General features: G+C 39.1%; 15 protein-coding genes. 1 reads left to right on the forward strand and 14 read right to left on the reverse strand.

Translation table 11 applies throughout. The features are described 5' to 3' along the window. Nucleotides 1-578: 578 nt before the first annotated feature. The 14 genes from RIB54_RS17910 to RIB54_RS17975 form a co-directional block, all read right to left on the reverse strand. Nucleotides 579-1,103 (reverse strand): GNAT family N-acetyltransferase, encoded by a 525-nt coding sequence (locus RIB54_RS17910; protein WP_350102171.1) that lies wholly within the window; start codon nt 1,101-1,103, stop codon nt 579-581. An 18-nt stretch (nt 1,104-1,121) separates the two neighbouring features. Beyond that, entirely contained in the window at nt 1,122-1,553 is a 432-nt protein-coding gene (locus RIB54_RS17915; RefSeq protein ID WP_350102172.1) for a DUF2141 domain-containing protein, read from the reverse strand. Between the two features lie 9 nt (nt 1,554-1,562). Next, complete coding sequence (locus RIB54_RS17920) at nt 1,563-3,749, reverse strand: hypothetical protein (RefSeq protein WP_350102173.1); 2,187 nt, start codon at nt 3,747-3,749, stop codon at nt 1,563-1,565. Beyond that, on the reverse strand, nt 3,746-5,782 hold the full coding sequence (locus tag RIB54_RS17925; RefSeq protein ID WP_350102174.1) for an OmpA family protein: 2,037 nt from the start codon (nt 5,780-5,782) through the stop codon (nt 3,746-3,748). The genes RIB54_RS17920 and RIB54_RS17925 overlap by 4 nt, the downstream gene beginning before the upstream one ends. 19 nt (nt 5,783-5,801) lie before the next feature. Continuing rightward, complete coding sequence (locus RIB54_RS17930; protein ID WP_350102175.1) at nt 5,802-9,815, reverse strand: CHAT domain-containing tetratricopeptide repeat protein; 4,014 nt, start codon at nt 9,813-9,815, stop codon at nt 5,802-5,804. A gap of 174 nt (nt 9,816-9,989) precedes the next feature. Continuing rightward, nucleotides 9,990-12,374 carry a penicillin acylase family protein gene (locus RIB54_RS17935; RefSeq protein WP_350102176.1) on the reverse strand — a complete coding sequence of 795 codons (2,385 nt, stop codon included), beginning with the start codon at nt 12,372-12,374 and terminating at the stop codon, nt 9,990-9,992. 18 nt (nt 12,375-12,392) lie between these two features. Continuing rightward, nucleotides 12,393-13,067 (reverse strand): MCP four helix bundle domain-containing protein, encoded by a 675-nt coding sequence (locus RIB54_RS17940; RefSeq protein WP_350102177.1) that lies wholly within the window; start codon nt 13,065-13,067, stop codon nt 12,393-12,395. A 103-nt stretch (nt 13,068-13,170) separates the two neighbouring features. Then, on the reverse strand, nt 13,171-14,064 hold the full coding sequence (locus tag RIB54_RS17945; RefSeq protein ID WP_350102178.1) for an SDR family oxidoreductase: 894 nt from the start codon (nt 14,062-14,064) through the stop codon (nt 13,171-13,173). Then, a complete protein-coding gene (locus RIB54_RS17950; protein WP_350102179.1) occupies nt 14,061-14,918 on the reverse strand; it encodes a peptidylprolyl isomerase in 858 nt (285 codons plus the stop codon). The genes RIB54_RS17945 and RIB54_RS17950 overlap by 4 nt, the downstream gene beginning before the upstream one ends. Next, nucleotides 14,915-15,283, reverse strand: coding sequence for an endonuclease domain-containing protein (locus tag RIB54_RS17955; protein ID WP_350102180.1), 369 nt, complete (start codon nt 15,281-15,283; stop codon nt 14,915-14,917). The genes RIB54_RS17950 and RIB54_RS17955 overlap by 4 nt, the downstream gene beginning before the upstream one ends. 84 nt (nt 15,284-15,367) lie before the next feature. Further along, nucleotides 15,368-16,297 carry a hydroxymethylbilane synthase gene (hemC, locus tag RIB54_RS17960; protein ID WP_350102182.1) on the reverse strand — a complete coding sequence of 310 codons (930 nt, stop codon included), beginning with the start codon at nt 16,295-16,297 and terminating at the stop codon, nt 15,368-15,370. Beyond that, a complete protein-coding gene (locus tag RIB54_RS17965) occupies nt 16,298-17,416 on the reverse strand; it encodes a DNA polymerase III subunit (protein WP_350102183.1) in 1,119 nt (372 codons plus the stop codon). 3 nt (nt 17,417-17,419) lie between these two features. Next, a complete protein-coding gene (locus RIB54_RS17970; protein ID WP_350102184.1) occupies nt 17,420-18,604 on the reverse strand; it encodes a GlmU family protein in 1,185 nt (394 codons plus the stop codon). A gap of 71 nt (nt 18,605-18,675) precedes the next feature. After that, nucleotides 18,676-18,918 carry a type B 50S ribosomal protein L31 gene (locus RIB54_RS17975; RefSeq protein ID WP_350063889.1) on the reverse strand — a complete coding sequence of 81 codons (243 nt, stop codon included), beginning with the start codon at nt 18,916-18,918 and terminating at the stop codon, nt 18,676-18,678. A 142-nt stretch (nt 18,919-19,060) separates the two neighbouring features. Between RIB54_RS17975 and RIB54_RS17980 the strand changes: the two genes are divergently transcribed. Continuing rightward, nucleotides 19,061-20,728 carry a hypothetical protein gene (locus RIB54_RS17980; RefSeq protein ID WP_350102185.1) on the forward strand — a complete coding sequence of 556 codons (1,668 nt, stop codon included), beginning with the start codon at nt 19,061-19,063 and terminating at the stop codon, nt 20,726-20,728. Nucleotides 20,729-20,730 lie beyond the last annotated feature (2 nt).

Genomic DNA, 20,730 nt, shown 5'->3' on the forward strand with positions numbered 1-20,730 from the left:
GAAGAGAGGTTCATTCCACTTGGTAAGTCCTATTGCTGGCAGGTTGCTCCTCAGCAGAGCCTACTTCCTCTTCAGATTTACAATCACAAAATAATACAATGATCCACTAAAAATCACCAACCATTTTTGGCACCATTACCACATTTAAGGAGAGGTCTTCTTCAGCATAGGGGATTTCTCCCTCGTGCCTCAGTCGAAATGACGGCATTCATCGGATGACTGTCTTTCACTATGCACATAGTCATCTGATGAATTTAGTATGATGTGGCGCAAACCTTATAGGTTTATTTGCTCTCCCTTGGTCTGTGACTCACAGACCATTTGTATTAGACATGTTCTGTGTGCCACAGAACTTGGTAGCGGGTTCAATAATGTAATACTCAAAATAGAATCGTCACCTCGACATTTAAGGAGAGGTCTTCTTCAGCATAGGGGATTTCTCCCTCGTGCCTCAGTCGAAATGACGGCATTCATCGGATGACTGTCTTTCACTACGCATATAGTCATCTGATGAATTCTGGTTAAAACCTTAGGTTTATCTGCTGCTTGAAAATCAAACCTATAAGGTTTTTAAAAGTCTACAACTCCAATTTCATCATAATATCTGTCTGGTCATCATCACCAATGGTGAAGGTGTGGGTGCCGAAGGGTTTATAGCCACACTTTTCATAAAAAGCTATAGCATCAGGGTTCTCTTCCCACACACCTAACCAAATAAAAGGCGCCTGATGCGCTTTTGCTACCTCTATGGCCTTTTCCATAAAAAGTGTACCAATGCGTAGGCCTTGAAATTTCTTTAAAACATAAATTCTTTCCACTTCAAAGGCTGCAGCTTCTGTTTCTTCCGTCTGGGCACCTCCGGTATTTAGTTTGAGAAAACCCACATACTCATTGTCCTTTGCTGCCAGGTAAAAGAAGGAGTCAGGATTACGGAGTTCAGACTTTAACTGATTGAGTTTGAAATGTGCATCCAGATATTCAATCATATTGTCGACAGAATTGTCTTTAGCGTAAGTTTGCACAAATGTAGTCCTGCCAAGATCAACAAGGGTGTTAAGATGCTCTTCTGTGGCCTGAAAAATGTGAATGGTGTTATTAGTCATAATCTAATAACCGTTTAATCAAATATGCTTGAGCTTAATGTTAATTTCTACCTTAGACTGGACTAACTCAATTTCACAATCTTTAAAACTTGGCGGGCCAAATCTGCCCATCTTATTGTTTGAGAAGCCAAATCCTTCTGTGGGTATGCCAATAAAATTTTTATCAAGCACCCCATTGAGGTTCTTATCATGAATTACACTTACTGAATAATTGCCTTTTGGCAAGTCATTAAAGATGGCCACTACCTTTCCATCGTCACCGACTTTAACTTTTTGACTGGTATATTCCTTTTGAAGAAAATCCACTTCATTATCAAAAACTGCAAATATTATCTCTCCCTCAGCCTCTTTGATATCATCAATAATTACCACCAGCTGACTGGTGTCGGCCACCTTAAAGGAGGTCAAAGCCAATAAATAAATCAGAAAAACAGCCAGTGTAAACTTCATGGTTGTGATTTACAGTTCTATATTCAATACTTCAGGGCTTTGGTTGATGATAATATGAACATCATCTCTTTCGGGTATTTCAAGAGAGCCCTTCTTGCCCAGCAAATTTATAATCTTGTCATTTATTTTAATAACTCTGTCAATGTAGTAATTATTGTTTGATTCCACAGGAGTAACGGCCGCTAGTTTACCATCATTGGCAAATCGTGCAGCAAACGCATTGGTCTGACCGGTATTTATCCTGGTTCTAAAGGTCTTGCCTTCTGTGTCTTTCAGTTCGGCATAATTGCCAATAAGTATGAAGCCCTTACCGAGATTAACAAGATCCACAATATTGCCAGTGAAATTAAAGGTCTGCGACCAGAGGATGTCTCCCAGGATGTTAATACTTGTCAAGCTCGTCTCTTGCTCTTCTTTATAATTCTGGGTAAAGGAAGCACCTTTATGGGCGAAAATGAAGGCGTTTTTCGACTCCACATATTGCATGCGTCTGGGAAACCATGAGGTGGCTAATTCCTTATTGAATATTTCTTCACCATTTTCATTTATATAAAACAAGGTGTTTTTAATGCCCACATCATTTTTTGACCTTACCAGAAGTGCACAGCCCTCAGGCGTAATGGCAATATCTCCAATGTCATTAATATTAGGAGAGGCATTATCTTCTGTCATTGAAAACTCCTTATACCACTTAACTTTTAACTTGTCATCGGTCTTGGCAACAAATACATTGGTATGGCCGGGCTTTCGGTTCATTTTATTCAGGCCCACAAAATAGTGGCTGCCATCAGTGCTCAATTCTGTATGGGTGGTAATAATATTTGCAGAAACAGAATCCCCGTTGATAGGCGAAGCTTTTGTAGGGATTTTGAGGTTTTTATAAGTGACAAATTCATTAACCGTTATATCTTCATTGTTCTTGATGTTAATAATCATCTCTGATACTGCTTTGTCAGCAGCATCTTTAATGACTTTTTGCTCAGTGGTGATGAACTGATTCACTCCATTTTCGCCATTATAATGTGTTTGAAAGTATGCCGGATATTTGCTGATATTTTCAGCATTCAGCCTGTTTTTAGTAATCAACAAAAGACTATCCGCCTCTCGCGCCTTATAGATCAATTCACCAAGGTGGACAAGGTATAATTCGTTGGCTGTTGTGTCCCGATCATTTACCTGGGCTAACTGATGGATAAGGTCCTGCTTAAATTGCTTATACTTTAATACTGCAACTGGCAGTGATTGGTTATCATATTTCACCAGACTAAAAATCAGTTTGCTATCCACTTTATATGGGGTGTAATCAGGCCCCAATGCCAATGGGCTCAATTTCTTTAATGAATTATTGACTGACAACTCAGCCATATTAAGCTCGTTTCTGAGGCTTGATACATCAGTGCTTGCCTCATCTATGGCATTTTGAGCCCAGGTTTTATAATCCCAGATTTCTATTTTATTGACAAGAAAATTGGGGCTTGTCAGCAAGCCTTGCAACCTATAGGTATCAATTTTTTTGATGCTATAACTCTGTTTAAATGCGGTGCCATTGTAAGCTTTTGCTGTAGCAAGATATTTGTCCAGATAGATAATACTTGAGTCATAATCACTGATCATTTGCTGCAGCTTGGTTTTGAGATCGGGATTATACATCAGCAATAGCTTGTCCCTGCTCCCAAATTGCCCGTTTATTTCATTAAAGGCTTTTATTGCATTGTCATGAAAATTCACACTTTTGGTAAAGTATTCATAGATGACGGGCATCTGCTCAGTAAACTTTGCAGCGGAGTCATATGCTGTTCTGATCTTGGTACTTACCGTGCTGTAATCAACTATAGGTCTGCCTTTATTATCATAGCCAGTGGCAAAATCTGAATAATACCCCGAATTTTTACTTACCTCTTTTTCTGTAACCACAGCCGCACTTTTACCAAACCTAAGTTTAGCTTCATTGGCATTGGCAATCGCCTTTTCGTATTCAGTGATAGGATTGCAGGCTTTATATCTTCTTTCATAGATAAGTGCCAGCCTCAGGTTGGAATTAGGGTGATCCAGGTCTTCGATCATATAAGATTTGATGATCGACAATGCTTCAGTATCAGATGCCTTGAGTAGTTGAGGAAATACATCCTTAAACCTTTGAGCATAGCTTAGGTTTAAGCACAATATTAAAAGTAGGGGAGTGATTAACCTTTTCATATTCCTAATACTCTAAGTTCAACGCGTCTGTTAGATGCCCTGTTATCGTCCGTATCATTAGCAACTTTAGGCAATGATTCTCCATAACCTTTGGCCACAAAACGTTCGGGGTCAATTTTATTTTCCATCAGAAATTTAACCACACTGTCTGCCCGTTTATCTGAGAGCTGCAGGTTGTAGTTATCTGAACCCACATCATCAGTATGTGCAGCTATTTCTACTTTTAAGGTTGGGTTTTCTTTCATCAATTGAATAACCCGCTCCAGTTCAATAAATGAGATGTCCGATAAATTGGCAGAGTTAGACTCAAACAGGATGTCTTTTAGCTCAAGTTTAGCATTTATGTCCAGCTTCAAAAGCTTTAAGCTTACATTGGTGTCACCATTTTTGCCAACCTCAAGGTTGGTGGAGTTGAATGCATAACCCTGATCGCTGGTGGCTTCAATTTCATATCTGTCTCCAACTCTTAACGAAACCATGCTATTGCCATCTACCTCTATGCGTTCGTCACGGTCTTTGTTTCTAAGGATAATTTTAGACTTAACTTTTGAGTTATTGACCAAATCTGAAACGTTGATCATTACCTGCTTTTTCTCTGGAGTGAGTGGCAACTCTTTTTCGAAGTTTCGATATAACACCAACCCTGTTAAATCCAGGGAAAAGAGGTCGCTTTTAAAATTCGGTGCAGACACATAAAACTCATAGTGCGAACCGATGGGCAAAGCTATCTGTATAGTGCCATTGGGAAGTATGGTTTTCACCTTCTTGAAGAAAGCGCCAGCACCATCTCTCTTTACTTCTATATCTGCTTCAAGTCCCTCAAATAATTCAATGTCACTTACAGATACATCTAGAAAGACATTTTGAAAAAGCGCTATGTCCTGCTGTTGTTCCTGGTAGATTTTAACATTCCTAAGGTCATAAGATTTTATAAAACTTGAATAGCCTTCCTTAACAACTTCAAGATTGTAGTATTTGCCAGCCGCCAATACCACAGTATATGCACCATCTTCAGGGTTGTTGTCTATTTCTGAAATTATATTTGATGTTAAAGCATCCCTGATAATGATTTTAGCTGCAATACCTTCATTGGTATCTGCATCCGTTATTTTGCCCTGTACTATATTGTTGACAAACTGCCTTAGCTCTGGAGGTATAACTACTGAGTAGATGTCCTGATTGTTATAAACAAAATACATTAAATCACCCTGTGCTGCAATAGTGGGTAGCTGATCACTAAACTCTGAGTTTGCGAAATTTAAAGGCACTGGTATTGACCAATCGCCCAAAGGTTTAAGTGTAGACTGGTACATATCAAAGTCACCTAACCCTCCTGGCCTGTTTGATGAAAAGATCAAGGTCTTACCATCGGCCATTATTCTAGGAGCCTTTTCACAATCCTGATTAATAGGGTAAGGTAGTTTTTTGGGTTCTCCCCAGGTTCCGTCATCTTTCCTTTCAGATTGGTAAATGGAATAACAGAACTGATCCAGTTTTCTCAAGTCACGGTCTTGAGGGCCTTCCATATTCTGACGCACAAAATACAGAAATTGACCATCTGCCGATATTGATGGAAAAGCCTCATAGCCATCAGAATTTATGGGCGCGCCAATACTCCGCGGTATACTCCAACCTGTTTTTTCCCTTGTGGAGTAGTAGATGTCAGCACTATTACCAAAACCAATGGTAGCGAAGAAATAGAGCGTATTGCCATCAAAACTAATACTAGGGCCACCGATCAAGTCAGTAGAATCACCATAGTTATTGACATTTTCGATGGGAGTTGGTATTTCCCAGTCGCCATTTACAAATTTCGATTCGAAGAGCTTATAACTGCCCCCTTTGTTCGCTTCAAAAATCATGGTCTTGCCATCAGCAGAAATGGAAGGAGCATACTCCACGGCTTGCGGGTCGCTCAGGTTAGGGATGATTTTTTTTGATGAGTTTTCATCTACAACAGGCTGATCTTGCCCAAAAGCTGAAGCTACAAAGAAGGTTAATAAAATTGATGCTATATATGACTTCAAATGCATTGTCTTACAAATTCCTCTATTATTCAGTACCTAATATGATGAAAGCACCCCAATGAAACGGATCCGCATATTCTGACTTTAGCTCTCGCTGTGCCAACTTAAATGACTCAAATTTATCCTTTCCTGAAAGCCAGTTTTTATAAAAATTGATCATTAACTTCTGTGTGGTGTTATCATCCACTTGCCATAAACTCATAATCACTGATTTAGCACCAGCCACCATAAATGATCGCTGTAATCCATAAACACCTTCACCATTTCTAACTTCACCAATACCAGTTTCGCAGGCTGAAAGTACAACAAGTTCAGTGTTGTCAAGGTTTAAATTCATGGCCTCGTATGCAGTGAGCACACCATCTTCCTCATCAAAAGAATTGCTCACATTGGCAGATTTTGCCGAACCGGCTAGCAGTAGACCCGACCTAAACAATGGGTTCTTTTCTACATGATTGAATCCATTGTCATAGCTTTCGTTTTGCTCGAATTCCACATCACTTTTAAAGAAACCGTGGGTGGCTACATGCAATAATTTTGGCGGACTAATCGCTTTTATTTTCTTTTCGTTAGCTTCTTCTCTTAAATACAGATTAGTCGTCCACTGCTCTTCAGCTAATAGCTCACTTAGTTTATTCACCTCTACCTTAGTGCCTGGCAAGTCTGGTATTTCATCTGTGAAACCAAACTCACTTGCCCTTGTTGTGGTAGAACTATTGCCCTGAAAATCGGCCAGGCTTAAATTAAAGTCTGGGTTACCAAAGACTTCCGCTGTATTGTTGATCCCTACAGGTTGAGTGTTCGTTTGTACTATCTCTCTGGTGTTGCTGATATTCCGTACATTATACTCGTCAATCACATAATTTTCAACCTTTGTATTCCAGAGTGTGTTAATGTTGATCTTGTTGAATATCCCATCTGTGGAAGCAAAGACCTGCTCCATATTGTCAAGACGATCGTCCACAGGCTTCCAGAATTCTTCAAATGATTTGTCATCGCCAACTGCAAACTTGATGGCATTTCTGTAGTAGTTGAAATATCTTTTTTCAAGTCGCTTTCCGTCTTTTAGTATTACCATTTCAGGAGATTCGACCGAGGCCTTTTTTACAATTAAAGCCACATACATCACAGAATCAGGAATGTATCGCTTTTTGATTCTTATGATCTCCAAAGCTGCTTCCTGCTGTTTCAATACGTTTTGAACATCTTTCCAGGTGGAGCTTTTTTGTTCAACATCGCCAGCAAATAACTCTGATTTTTGAGATAATGACTTCTCTAAATTGTTAATTTCATTAGCAAGCTCTGTGATGTTAATATTTTGCTCAGCAAGCTGCTCATCTGAATAAGCGAGAAATTTTGAAAGTTTTTCTTTAGACTCAGTCCATGAAACATATTCATTTATTAAATCAGTGTTACCACTATCGAATATTCTGTTTCTTACTTTATTAGACGAATGAAGTAACAAGGCCTTGGTACTTAATTGTAGATTGAAAAGCTCGCCTATTATATTTTTGGAATTAGGTATTCCGCTTAATGCGTATTCAACACAGAAGTCCTGATAAGACTCAAGTACAGGCTTGATCTTTGCATAGAATGCACCTTTCTCATTTTCGCTTAATGAAGGGAAGAAGTCTTTGATCTGTTGTAGATAATTTATGATTACCTGATCATAATAGCTTTTGGCCTGATCATATTTTCTTATAGCATGATACAATCCCGCCAAGCCATATAAAGAGTAAGCATAATCAGGATGGTTTTCGCCTAGTATTGATTTTCTAATTTCAAGACACTCTTTGAAATTATTCTCAGCCTCATCGAACCTGCTTAGCTGCTGATTTAAAACCGCTAAATTGTAAAGTGTTGAAGCATACGCAGGGTGCTGAGATCCATACACATTTTTATCAATGGTCAGCGCTTGCTCATATAGACTTCTGGCTTGCTCAGTCTGATCAAGGTCTTTGTAAATAGACGCAAGGTTGTGCAGCGTTATAGCATAGCGCGGGTGGTTTTCACCATAGATATTTTTGTCAATGGCCAATGTTTTGTCTAGCAAAGTCAGTGCTTTTTGATCCTGACCTTTGAGTTTGTAGAGTGTCGCGAGGTTTTCTAAAGTGGTAGCGTATTCAGGGTGTTGATCACCGTATCTTTTCTGGTAGATATCAGAAGCTTCTATGAATAGGGGCTCAGCTTTTTCATAGTTTCCCATGGTCTGAAATAGCAGTGCGGAGTTATTTAGAGCATTGGCATATTCAGGGTGAGTGGCACCAAAAAGTTCCTTTTTAAGTTTTGTCGCTTCTGCAAATAAAGGCTCGGCTTCCTGATACTTGCCTTTGAATTGCTTGACTCTTCCCAGATTTTGAATTGCATTGGCATAGAGAGGGTGATTTTCGCCTAAAAGTGATTTGCGAATAACGATACATTCATTGATTAACTCCTCTGCTTTGGAATACTCACCCAGCTGAGTTAGTGTTAATGCTAGATTTTCAATAATGCCAGCATATTCTTTGCTGTTTTTACCAACTTCCTTTACCACAATAATTTCAGCATCTTCCAGATACTTTGCGGCCGCAATAAAGTCGGCCTGGTTCTGTTTGACTGTACCCAGATTATTAAGAATAGTTGCATAGGGCATTGAAGATGTCTGACCTATTTTGGTGAGAATGGCCAACTGCTTGTTGATGTAATCTTCAGACTTTTGATAGTTGCCGGTTTCCTGATAATGTACCGCCAGGGCGCCTAAAATATTGAGATAAAGGCCGCTGTTAATATTATTCTTTTCCAGAAGTGCGAGCGCTTCATTGTAATGCTTATAGGAGTTGTTCCAATCGCCAGACTGATCTTCATACTCTGCCAGAATGTAGAAGTATTTGGCCGTTAAAGGCTCATCAGCGCTAAACTGGCCGTGCAAATCAGTAGCTTCTCTAACAAGTGGATTAGCTTCTTCCAATTTTGATTGTAGAATTTTGGCCTGAGTCAGGTCTAACAATATTTCAAAATAAGTCTTGACATCGGTTGTTTTGTCTATCCCTGTCAATGCTTCGGTTAGTAATTTATCTGCACCAGCAATATCACCTTGCTGGATAAGTAGCATGGCTTCATTGGTTTTCGCTGAAGACTGCATTTCTGCATTACCACTTTCACCTATCATAGCCAGCAGTTCAGCGGCCCTGTTCGTATCACCTAGTTTTTCGAAGTTTACAGCACGTAGGTTGATCATGTTGTAATATGCCGAGCTATTTTCTTCTTTAATGAGGCGGTACAAATTGTCAGCTTCCAGATAGGCCTCTTCTGCTTCAACATACTTGCCCGACTTGTGCAGACATAGACCTTTGTTGGTATTGATCAAAGCCAAATCTGCTTCAAAACCATCTCCAAACTGTTCATAGATATCCTTTAGATCGAGGAGATAGTTAAAGGCAATGTCATATTGAGCCATGTCAATCAGAATATTAGAATAATTGAAAATAGCGTTGACATAGTCCATCGTGATTCCTCCTGATATGTCATAAGTTTCTATCGTACGGTTATAGACCTCAAAAGCCTTATCAGTATTCTTTAAGGCATAGTTGCTGGCAGCCACTTTCCACTCACATTCAATCAGAGTTGGATTATTGCTTTCATAAAACTGCTGAAAGATGTTCAAAGCGCTTTCAAAAGTTTGAAGGGCCTCTACAGATTTATTCATTACTTCAAGAAATGATCCTTTATTATACAATGCCACTGCGTATTCAAGATCACCAGTATTTCCTATTTGATCTCTTACACTCAGTTCTTTTTGGCTGTATTCCAGGCCACTTTCATATTCTCCAGCCTCAAAGCTGAAATTTGAAAGCATCCTGAGTATACTTTCATAATTAGAATTAAAAGTGCCATCCTGACTTTGATAATTTTTAAGGCAGTTTTTGGCTTTTAGAAGGGCGGAAGCAAGGTTGTCATTATTATATTCTTGCTGTGCATCTGAGTATAACGTTCGCCAATCCTGAGCGTGAATTAAGGAAAAATTAAAAAGAATAATAAAAGCTACAACTAGAGACCGCATGCAAAGAGTTTTAAATATCAAATATATGGATAGTTTATAATCTTTGTGTTAACAAATTATAATTAATCCAGACTGACAGAAAGCCTTTAAAAGCCTCTATTTAAGTATTTTATATGAAAATATAAATACCTTAGAATGGGTATATCGCAAACCTATTAAGGTCCTAAAATGGGCTTAGTTGCCTGACGGGTTTAAGGTTAATTTATTGATGGTCTTTTCATCAATTTCCTGCGGATTCATAAGCATCTTTCTCCATTTTCCCTGTGTGTACATTTCAACCTGATCTTTATAGTGAGGACTCAAAGGGTTCCCACTTTGGCCAGCAGGTATAATGCTCAATGAATTTTCAACATTAGCAAAGTTTATAATCCTTCGGGATGATGGCCCTGACGTTATATTGTAAACTCCAGTACCATTTCTTTGAAAGGCCAGCTTATTCAAGACTGCGTCACTAGCATCCATCTCATAAGTACCAACATTAAGATATGGTCTTAAAGCCGCTACTTTACCCATAGCATGAGGTAGCTCAAAAGTGTGAACCTTGCCCCATTTCCAATTTTCAATGTCACCTAGCTGTGCTGTCAGTTCTTCGAGCGTAATATCAAAGGCTTTATTAAAAACTACTTTTCTTGATTCAACTTCAGCAGTTGAAGGGTCATCCCACCACTTAGAACTGTCATTATGCATCAATCTATCAAAAGTCCGCTTCATCAGGTGGGAGTTAACAAAACCTATAAACAGGCCAGAATCCAGCTTGTTTTCCATCGCAAGTCGCATAGAGTGGAACAGGATCTTTTGATATATCACAGGCGCTGTTTCATCAACTTCATGATTACCCGTCCAGGCAGTGAGTATACCTTTTGCCTTTTCTTCCAATTCACTTTCTGCATCAATTTGCTCGATAAATGTTTTTGTAATTTTTACAGCCACATCAGACTGACCGTCCAACAACATCGCTTTATAGTCATCAATGGAAAGTTTTTCCTTGGCTTCTAGAAGATCAACCAATCGCTGCGCCCTATCTTCACCTGCATAATACCCAGGGTAGAGCCCTCCCTTAATTGTATCTGTCTGATTATTGGTGCTATAAACATAATTCCATGGTGGGTTTTCCGACTGTGGATTTTCTTCAAATGGAAGCCATTCTGTTGGTTCATCTTTACTGGTTGTTCCATCTAAGATCAAATTTCTGTTGACATGATCAGCGGTGAGGTGAAGTTTAGCCGATGCCCACCAGGCAATATTCCCTTCTTTATCACCATACATGACATTAAGTCCTGGTGCCTTAATTTTTGAAGCTCCGGACCTTGCTCCATCAATGTCTTTGCTATGATTAAGCTCATATAGCGCAGTCATGGATTCATTTTCTAGTTGGGTATAAATCCACCACATAGTAATAGGGTTGTCTGCGGGCAAAGCACCTACAACTTCATTCATCACAGGACCATGACCAGTCTCTTTAACAGTTAAATCTATTGACTCACCATCTTTTACATTCACAGTTTCTTGTCTTGTGCTGTAGGTTTTCCATAAGTCATTGTGTAGGTATTGATTTTCATTTTCAGGATTGGTTTTCTCTTGGTAGAAATCAATATCATCATTTTCAAACATGGTAAGACCAATAGCATAATTTCTATTGTGCAGCAGCAGAGCAAAAGGAATTAGTGCGGCATGATAGCCATATCTTTCAAAAGTTGGAGTCTTAATGTGAGCTTCATACCATACACCCGGCTGACTAAATCCCATATGCGGGTCGTTGGCAAAAATAACACTACCTGTGGCCGATTTTTCAGGGCTGACCACCCAACTGTTACTTCCGAGCCATGCCGGAGCGGGAAGGTTGTTCATCACCGAATTTATCTTTGCTGTCAGGCTATCCAAAACAGCAGATCTTGGGTGGTTTTTGATCATTTCTGTCTTTCCGGTAGGTACAATATCTAAGTCAAGCATATATTCTTCACCGAGATTATTAAGAATCTGTGTAACAATAGGATCGCTTTTTTGTGCTTCGGCAAAGCTGAAAGCGATATAGCCCATCACATTATAAATATCTTCGATAGTATAGTGCTCCTTTTCTAAACCAAGAAGTACAAACTCAACCGGAGTGGGACCATTGTCCATGAATTGGTTAATGCCATCTATATAAGCCTTTACAGCAGACTTGAGTTCTTCATTGACAATGTCATCAAAACGGGCAGCTTCTTTTTGAGCTACTCTATGGATGCCCACGGTTTTGAAGAATTTATCAGTTTCTGTAAGGTCAGCACCGAACATTTCTGATAGTCTTCCCGGAGCAATCCTGCGCATCAGTTCCATTTGCCAGAGCCTGTCTTGGGCATGCACATACCCTAAGGCTCTATAAGCGTCTTCTACATTATTTGCTTCAATATGAGGGATGCCATAAGTATCATATTTTACTTCAACAACCTCATTTAAGTTGTTGAGACTAAATTCACCTGAATAGGAAGGTTTTAATGTTTGTAGGTAGATGTAGCCACCAACTGCGACAAGAAGTACAAGTGCTAAAAGAGCAATGATAATGCGTTTAAATATTTTCATACATATTGAGGATCTGATTTAGTTCAAATGAAAAGGTTGATTGAGGTTCTTATTTATCTTTACTGACTTTGCCAGTACAAAAGCAAAAACACCTACTATGATAATAAGAATCATTCGCAAATTAAAGATGAGTTGCGAACCCGCAAATTGTAAATTTGATTCATAAATTAGCTCCTGCCCAACAGTGGTCTGAACCTTAGCCAGATCATTTAAATCACTAGTAAGTGCCATGAAAAGCGCACGCTGTTTGTTTTGAATTTCCTGAGGTAAAACTTCACCTTTATCCATTAACATGATGTCATTTTCCAGTGACTTCTGATTGGAAAGGGTTTGCTTGAAGTGCGTTAAATATTGATGTTCCTTAGCCACAAAGTATGTTTTCTCATATTCGTGTAATAGCGAGTCAATAAGGCTGTTTTTGCTCTTAATTTGGGCTAACAATTCATTGTTTGGCTGTTGTGTATTATTAACTTGACCAAAAAGCATTTGCTTGTCATACAACTGGTTTGCTAAGAAATGCAGCTCTGTGGCAGGTACTAATCTATCAGAATAGATAGAGCTGAAATTAGTATGGATTTTCTGAATTTTTTGGGTTTGCCAATAGTCTATGACTATCATGATAACCATGAACACAGATAAAATGGTTGCCAATTTTATTCTGTGTGTCAGGGTGATATTATATAAGGTTTTCATAACTCTTCATTTAAAATGAACCAAGGAAATATATTCGCATTTCCATTATTCTGGTTAGAGTGAATATAAGCATTTCCACTCAAAGAAAGGTGATGGTTGCGTGTTAGTCTAATTGCGAGGCAAGAACTTTCAAGCCGTCTTCAAAAGAATTGGGTGAATAACCAAGTTTAGTTTTTGCCTTGTCAATGATAAACCCTGTTTTAGGCGGTCGCTTGGCAGGCTGAGAGAACTTTGAACCGTCCGTTTCACTGATTAATGACTTGTTAAGTTGAAAGTACTCTGCAGTCTTGATGGCAATATCATAAGGGGTCATCAGCTCTTCACCACTAATGTTGTAAATACCTGTTGCTGATTGAGAAGCTATCAAATAGCAGCCCATTGCCAGATCTTCTGCCAAGGTTGGTGTTCGCCATTGGTCGTTTACCACGTTGATCGCCTTTCCAGCTTCCAAACTATTTTTAACCCAAAGTACTATATTAGACCTGCTCATATCATGGGCTATTCCATAGACCAGAACAGTTCTAGCGATACTCCACTTGATTTGACTTTCAGTTACCAGCTTTTCTGCAGCCAGTTTACTCTCACCGTAATAACTGATGGGATTAGGTGCCTCTTCTTCTGTCAAAGGCCCATGACTGCCATCAAAAATAAAATCTGTAGAAACATGGAGTAGGTGAGTGCCTGTAACTTCGCAGGCCTCAATCAGATACTTAACGGCATTCACATTTAAATCCCAGCAGGCTTCCTTTTCAGATTCACACTGGTCAACATTGGTCATGGCTGCTGTGTTGATAATTACATCAGGCTTGTACTTGCTCACAACATCAAGCACTTGCTGTTGGTTGACAATATCCAAAGATTCATATTGATACTGACCATCATTTGGAAGCCTATTAGTACCTCTTGATGTCGCGATGACCTCCATTCCCTCATCACACAATAGTTTGATTAACTTCTGGCCCAGTAAGCCATTACTTCCTGTGATCAGTATTCTCATTTTTCTTCAGCGGGATATTCGTAACCGTAAAGTTTAGTAATTTTCTTCTTCGGTAGTTCCTCAACTGACATCGTAACAATCACATCTTCAAGCGGTCTGTTGGCCCTATCTACTTTGTTGTCAGCAATTTTGTCAACAACTTCCAATCCATCGATTACCTTGCCAAATACTGTATATTCATCGTCCAAATGCGGTGCTCCACCAATAGTAGTATAAGTTTTTAGCCTTTCTGGCGACATGTCTTTGGTTACATTTACCTGCATCTCTTTTTCCACCATATCTTTCAAAGAGACTAATTTTTCACCATAAGCTTCGAGCCCTTCGGTTTGATATGTGTTAATCAGTATAGTTCTTAACGAATCAAATCTTGGTTGTTGCAGCATCTGCTGACACGCTTTGCCAAGGGCTTGCATATCCACGGTCAACTCTTCTTCAGTCCAAACTTTGCCCTGGACAATATAGAATTGGCTTCCGCTTGACTCTCGTTCAGGATTAACCTGATCTGGCTGTCTGGCTGCTGCCAAAGCACCTTTTTCATGATAATACTTTTTATTAAACTCTGCAGGAACATTATAACCCGGACCGCCATTACCTAATCTTGCTCCAGGTGCGATACCTTTAGAGTTAGGGTCACCACCCTGAACCATAAACTCTTTCATTACCCTGTGAAAAAGTGTGGAGTCATAAAAACCCTCTTGTGCCAACTTGATGAAATTGTCCTTATGCTTTGGTGTCTCATCATATAAGATGGCATGCATGTCACCATATTCGGTTTTGATGGTTACCAGATAGTCTTTATCAGTGGCGCATGAGAATAGTGTACTAAAAAGTAGAAGGTATAGAAGGTTTTTCATGAGTTGTTTATGAATGTATTTAACTTATTGATTACTGAATCTAAGGATTCATTGATTGCTTTATTTGAAAATCTTAATATTCGGTAGCCCATATTTTTTAAAATGATCTCCCTTTCTTTATCATAGTCTTTCTGAAGGAGATGAATGAGACCATCTATTTCAATGACCAAAGATAATTCATGGCAAAAGAAATCAGTAATGAAGTAGCTCTCTCTTCCATGTTGATTATACTCAATCGGATGCTGCCTTAAGAATTTAAATCCACGGAACTTTCTATTTCTTAGAAGTGACCAACAAATGGCTTCTTCTGGAGTTTGATTTCTTCTTAACGCCCTTGCTCTTGATATCTTCTCAGATCGGTTCATAGTAATTTACATCTCACCCCAATTCAAACAAAGTTTGAATTTTCCCCTCTCTTTAAAAGAGAGGGGCCAGGGGAGAGTTATATTTCATTTCCCTAATTCTGTTTTTATCTCTTTTAATATTTTTTCTCCTCCAGCTTCAAGTACTTCAACGGCCAGATTATGACCTAACTCTTCAGCTTTATCTTTATTTCCTGTCACGGATTTTCGAATAATTTTCTGACCATCTAAACTGACAATCCCACCTTCAAAAGTTATATCTTCACCATTCAGAGTGGCCAGGCCAAATACAGGTATACTACAACCACCCTGGAGCTTTCTTAAAAATGCTCTTTCACAAAGCAGTCTGCATTCTGTTTCTGTGTGATTAAGTGCCTTGCGAATGGCTTTTCTTTTATCACCACCCAATGTCGTGGAACATTCTATAGCCACACTTCCCTGACCCACAGCAGGCGTGAATTGATTCAATGGTAATTCATGGCGGATCATATCTCCATAACCCATTCTGAACATGCCTGCATAGGCAAGCATAAGTGCATCGCAAGCACCATCTTTCATCTTTCCTATCCGTGTCTGTAGGTTGCCTCTGACAGGAACAGTTTTTATATGCGGATAAAAGTGTTTTAACATGGCAACCCTTCTGGTTGAAGAAGTTCCAATGACCAAATCCTTATCATCAAGATTGATATCCGCCTTTTCGCTCACTAGTACGTCATTCACCTTCTCCCTTTCAGTGAAGGCAATAAGCTCAAAAGGTTCTGGCAGTTCCGACTGCATATCCTTGGCACTGTGCACTGCAATATCAATGGTGCCATCAAGAAGTTTGGCCTCTATCTCTTCGGTGAAGACTCCTTTGCTTCCGATTTTTGCAATGGACACATCCAGAATCTTATCACCAATAGTCTCAATGGTAATGATTTCAGTAGCAAGACCAGCCAATTTCAACTTCTCTTCCACGTAATAAGCTTGCCACAATGCTAGCTTACTTCCTCTGGTGCCAATTCTTATTTTCTCCATTTACTTAATTTCTGCAGCTATGTGTAATGATAAATCCAGGAAGATCATTTTTGGGCTGCCGTTTCTTTCTAAATGATAGTATGCTTCATCAATCAATGAAGACATTTTCTCTATTTTTGATTGGTGCAGCACCTTGCTGAAATTTTTGATGAAGTCAAGAACTGAGCCGTTAACTCTGTTAAGGTTAGGCGCATTTTGATATAATAGTGACTCCCTGAAAGTGCTTAATGCATATTTCAATAAACTTCTTTGAGACAACTTATTGCTTCCATGAAAGTCATCGGCCATGTTTACCAAATCACTGAAGTTTCTGCTGAAGCAACTTCGCATCCATTTGGCAAAGAAGTCATGGCTATCATTCTCGGTTTGCTGCGCTAGTTTAAATGCATTATTTAAATCACCATCTGCCAAATGGGCGAACTGAGATGCTTTTGCATCATCAAGACCATTTTTCTCAATAAGAATTGACTTTATTTCTTCATCTGCAAATTGAGGAATAGTCACTATCTGTGTTCTGGAAGTAATGGTGGTCAATAGCCTTTCCTTATCATTGCTCACCAAAAGGAATAGAGTTTTCTCTGGGGGCTCCTCGAGTATTTTAAGAATCCCATTGGCCGCTGTAGGGTGCATAAACTCAGGCAGCCAAATAATCATGACTTTATATTTTCCTTCAAAGGATTTAAGAGAAAGGCTTTTTATAATTTCCCTGCTCTCTTGCTTAGAGATGTTTACCTGTTTGTTATCACCACCATAAGCATCCCTCCAGGCATCAAGATCATTAAATGGGCTTTCGGTGAGAAACGAGCGCCACTCTTTGATGAACTTTTCACTGATGGCATCTTCAGATTTTACGTCCTTAGTACCACTTACCGGATAAACGTAATGAACATCCGGATGTATGAATTTGGTGTTTTTAGAGCATGATGGACAAGTGCCACAGGCATCATTTTCACCTCTATTTTCACAATTTAAATAGGTAGTGTAAGCCAGCGCCATTGCGAGGTTCGGACTTCCGGGTTTTCCAACAAAAAGCTGGGCGTGCGCCACTTGCTCATTTTGAAGTGCATTTACCAACCTTCTTTTTACATCATCAAGCCCTTTTATATCTCCAAATAGCATAGCCTATTTTTTATCCCAAATTCTATATGGTGATGTAATTTCATAAACGTGCTGGAGTATTCCTGCTTCTATCTCATCATATTTCAGGTTTCTTCTTTCCAATACCCTTGCTGCCACTTCATCTGCCTTCTTAATGTTAAAGGTCGTTAACCCGGATACACCTCCCCATGAAAAGGAGGGAATGAAATTTCTAGGAAAACCCGCTCCAAACACATTGGCAGAAACCCCAACTACAGTACCCGTATTAAACATGGTGTTGATACCACTTTTTGAGTGATCGCCCATAATAAGGCCACAGAATTGCTCGCCAGTATTTACAAAGCCCTGCTTCTCATAACTCCAAAGTTTCACCTGATCATAATTATTCTTCAGGTTAGAAGTATTCGTATCTGCTCCAAGGTTACACCATTCGCCTAAAACTGTATTTCCAATAAAACCATCATGGCCTTTATTGCTATATCCAAAAATCACTGAATTACTGATTTCTCCCCCAGCTTTACTATAGGGTCCGATGGTTGTATCTCCTTTTATTTTGGCTCCCATTTGAATATGAGAGCCTTCGCACAATGCAAAAGAGCCTTTAATTATCGCTCCTTCATGCACCTGTGCATTTTTGCCTATATATATTGGGCCACTTTCAGCATTGAGAATAGCGGCCTTAATAGACGCCCCTTCTTCAATAAAAATATTCTCCTTACCGTATACTATGGTATGCAAATCTGTAATAGAGGCGGAGGTGCGGCCTTTTGTTATTACTTTAAAATCTGATTTGATCTGAGCAGCATTCTGTTTGAATATCTTCCAGGGCTGATCTATTAATGTCACTTCGTTTGGAAAAGTTGTAAGCTTTAAATTTTCTTTGGATGCTTCAAGATCTTTGGCTCTTGCTATTAGCAGCTGACCGTTTAATTCAATTCCTTCACCCACATTTAATTTTTGAACAGCTGCAATCAGCTTTTCATCTGGGCAAAGCGCACCGTTGATGTAGTAATTATCTTCAGTCTTATTTAATGCAAATTTTTTGGTAAGGTAATCTTCCGTAAGATATGAAACAGTTCCCCCCAAATGCTTCTGCCATTTTTCGGCAATAGTCATAATACCAATGCGACAAGCCGCAACAGGTCTGGTATATGTAAGTGGCAGGAGAGAAGTCCTTATAGAAGGCTCATCAAACAGAATAATGTTCATGGCCACAAAAATAAAAAAGTCTTCAAGATAAGCTCATCTTGAAGACTTTTAAAATCGAAATCTTACGATCTTTATTTTTTATATTTTTTGTTGAATTTCTCTACTCTACCAGCAGTATCAACAAATAATTTTTTACCAGTGTAAAAAGGGTGAGAAGCAGAACTAACCTCCACTTTTACCAAAGGGTACTCTTTTCCATCTTCCCAAGCCATCGTCTCGCTAGTGCTGATGGTTGATCTTGTCATAAATTTCTCGTCACTTGAAGTATCATGGAAAATTACTTCTCTGTATTCTGGATGTATATCTTTTTTCATTTTATTAGTCCTTTTCTTTTCAATCCTCTCAAAAGAGGCACAAAATTAGTTATTTACTAATTAAGTGCAAAACATTCAACAACTTTATTCTACAAAGATAAACACAAAATTTATGTATTTTGCAGCGTACATCAATTAAGGTATGAAGAGAGTACTTATTTTTTTGATTTTTTCGACTTCTGCAGCCCTGGCGCAGAGTAGTTATGCCCCCTTAAATGAAGATTATTATCATTGGATCGACCGTTATGAGATAAGAAGTGGTGAGATTAACCCTTACTTTTTCTCCTCATGGAAAGCATATTCTAGAAAAGACATTGCAACATTTTCAGATTCTATTCAGAACAATGATACATCACTTTCTGAGGTGGACAAGTTTAACCTTAACTACTTAAGTAATGATAATTGGGAGTGGTCTGAAATATCAAACGAAAGTTCAAAGCCAATACTAAAGCATTTTTATAAATCCAAGTCTGACCTCTATCATGTCAACGAGCCTGATTTCGACTTGCATATAAACCCCGTACTATACTTAGGTGCTGGTCAGGAGTCATCTTCCGATGTAAAAACCTTTGTTAACACTAGGGGAGTAGAGATTAGGGGAATGATTGACAAGAAGGTTGGCTTCTATTCTTTTATCGGTGAAAACCAGTTCATAGGCCCTGAATATGTCAGAAATTATATCAGCACTAATTTAGTAGTTCCGCATGAGGGTTTTTGGAAAGGGTTTAAAGATGATGGGGTTGATTTCTTTACAGCACGGGGCTATATCAATTTCAATGCTACGAAACACATCGAATTGCAATTTGGCCATGACCGCTTCAATGTTGGTAATGGCTATCGGTCGCTAATCTTATCTGATTTTGCGCCAGCTTCATTATTTCTGAGAATGAACACGAAGGTTTGGAAGCTGAACTACACAAACCTATTTACTCAGATGACGGCCAATGTCAGGGGCAATAGTGGTGGATTAACAGCGGCTGATGGCTATCCCAATAAATACTTGGCTTTTCACCATCTGGGACTGAATATTGGCAAGAAGTTAAATGTCGGGATATTTGAGTCGGTGATTTACAGCAAGCCAGATTCGGTAGGGAATAACCCTGAACTTAAATACTTGAACCCTATCATTTTTTACAGGGCAATTGAGCAGCAAAATGGCAGTTCTGACAACGTATTATTAGGCCTTGACTTCAAGTGGCTGGCAGCAAAACGCATTTCTTTATATGGTCAATTGGCATTGGATGAGTTTTTATTGGAAAATGTCAAAGAGGGCAATGGCTGGTGGGCCAATAAGTTTGCCTTCCAGCTGGGTGGAGAATATATCGATGCATTCGGCATTAGAAATCTTGACCTTCAGGCCGAGGCTAATATTGCAAGGCCATACGTTTACTCCCATAGCAGCCAGTATGGAGAATATTCTCATTACAGGCAGCCATTGGCGCATCCGCTAGGTGCGAATTTTAAAGAGTGGGTAGGAATAGTGAGGTATCAACCTGTTAAGAAACTATACTTGACCGGCAAACTGATAGCAGCAAACTACGGAGTAGATAGGCCAGACGAAAACTGGGGAGGTAATATACTGCTGGATAATAGAACAAGGGAAAAGGAGTATGGCAATGAGATTGGGCAAGGTGTATCTACTGACTTGCTAATGGCCAACTTTACAGCTTCTTATCAGCTAAAACATAATGTTTTTATAGATGCAACCCTTGTTCACAGATCAGTGAAAAGTGATTTGGCAGAAGAATATACCAATTTCACCTCGTTTTCGTTAAGATGGAATATTCCTCAAAGGCTAAATGAGTTTTAATC

The organism is Fulvivirga sp., from assembly GCF_040218215.1.
Lineage (GTDB): Bacteria > Bacteroidota > Bacteroidia > Cytophagales > Cyclobacteriaceae > Fulvivirga.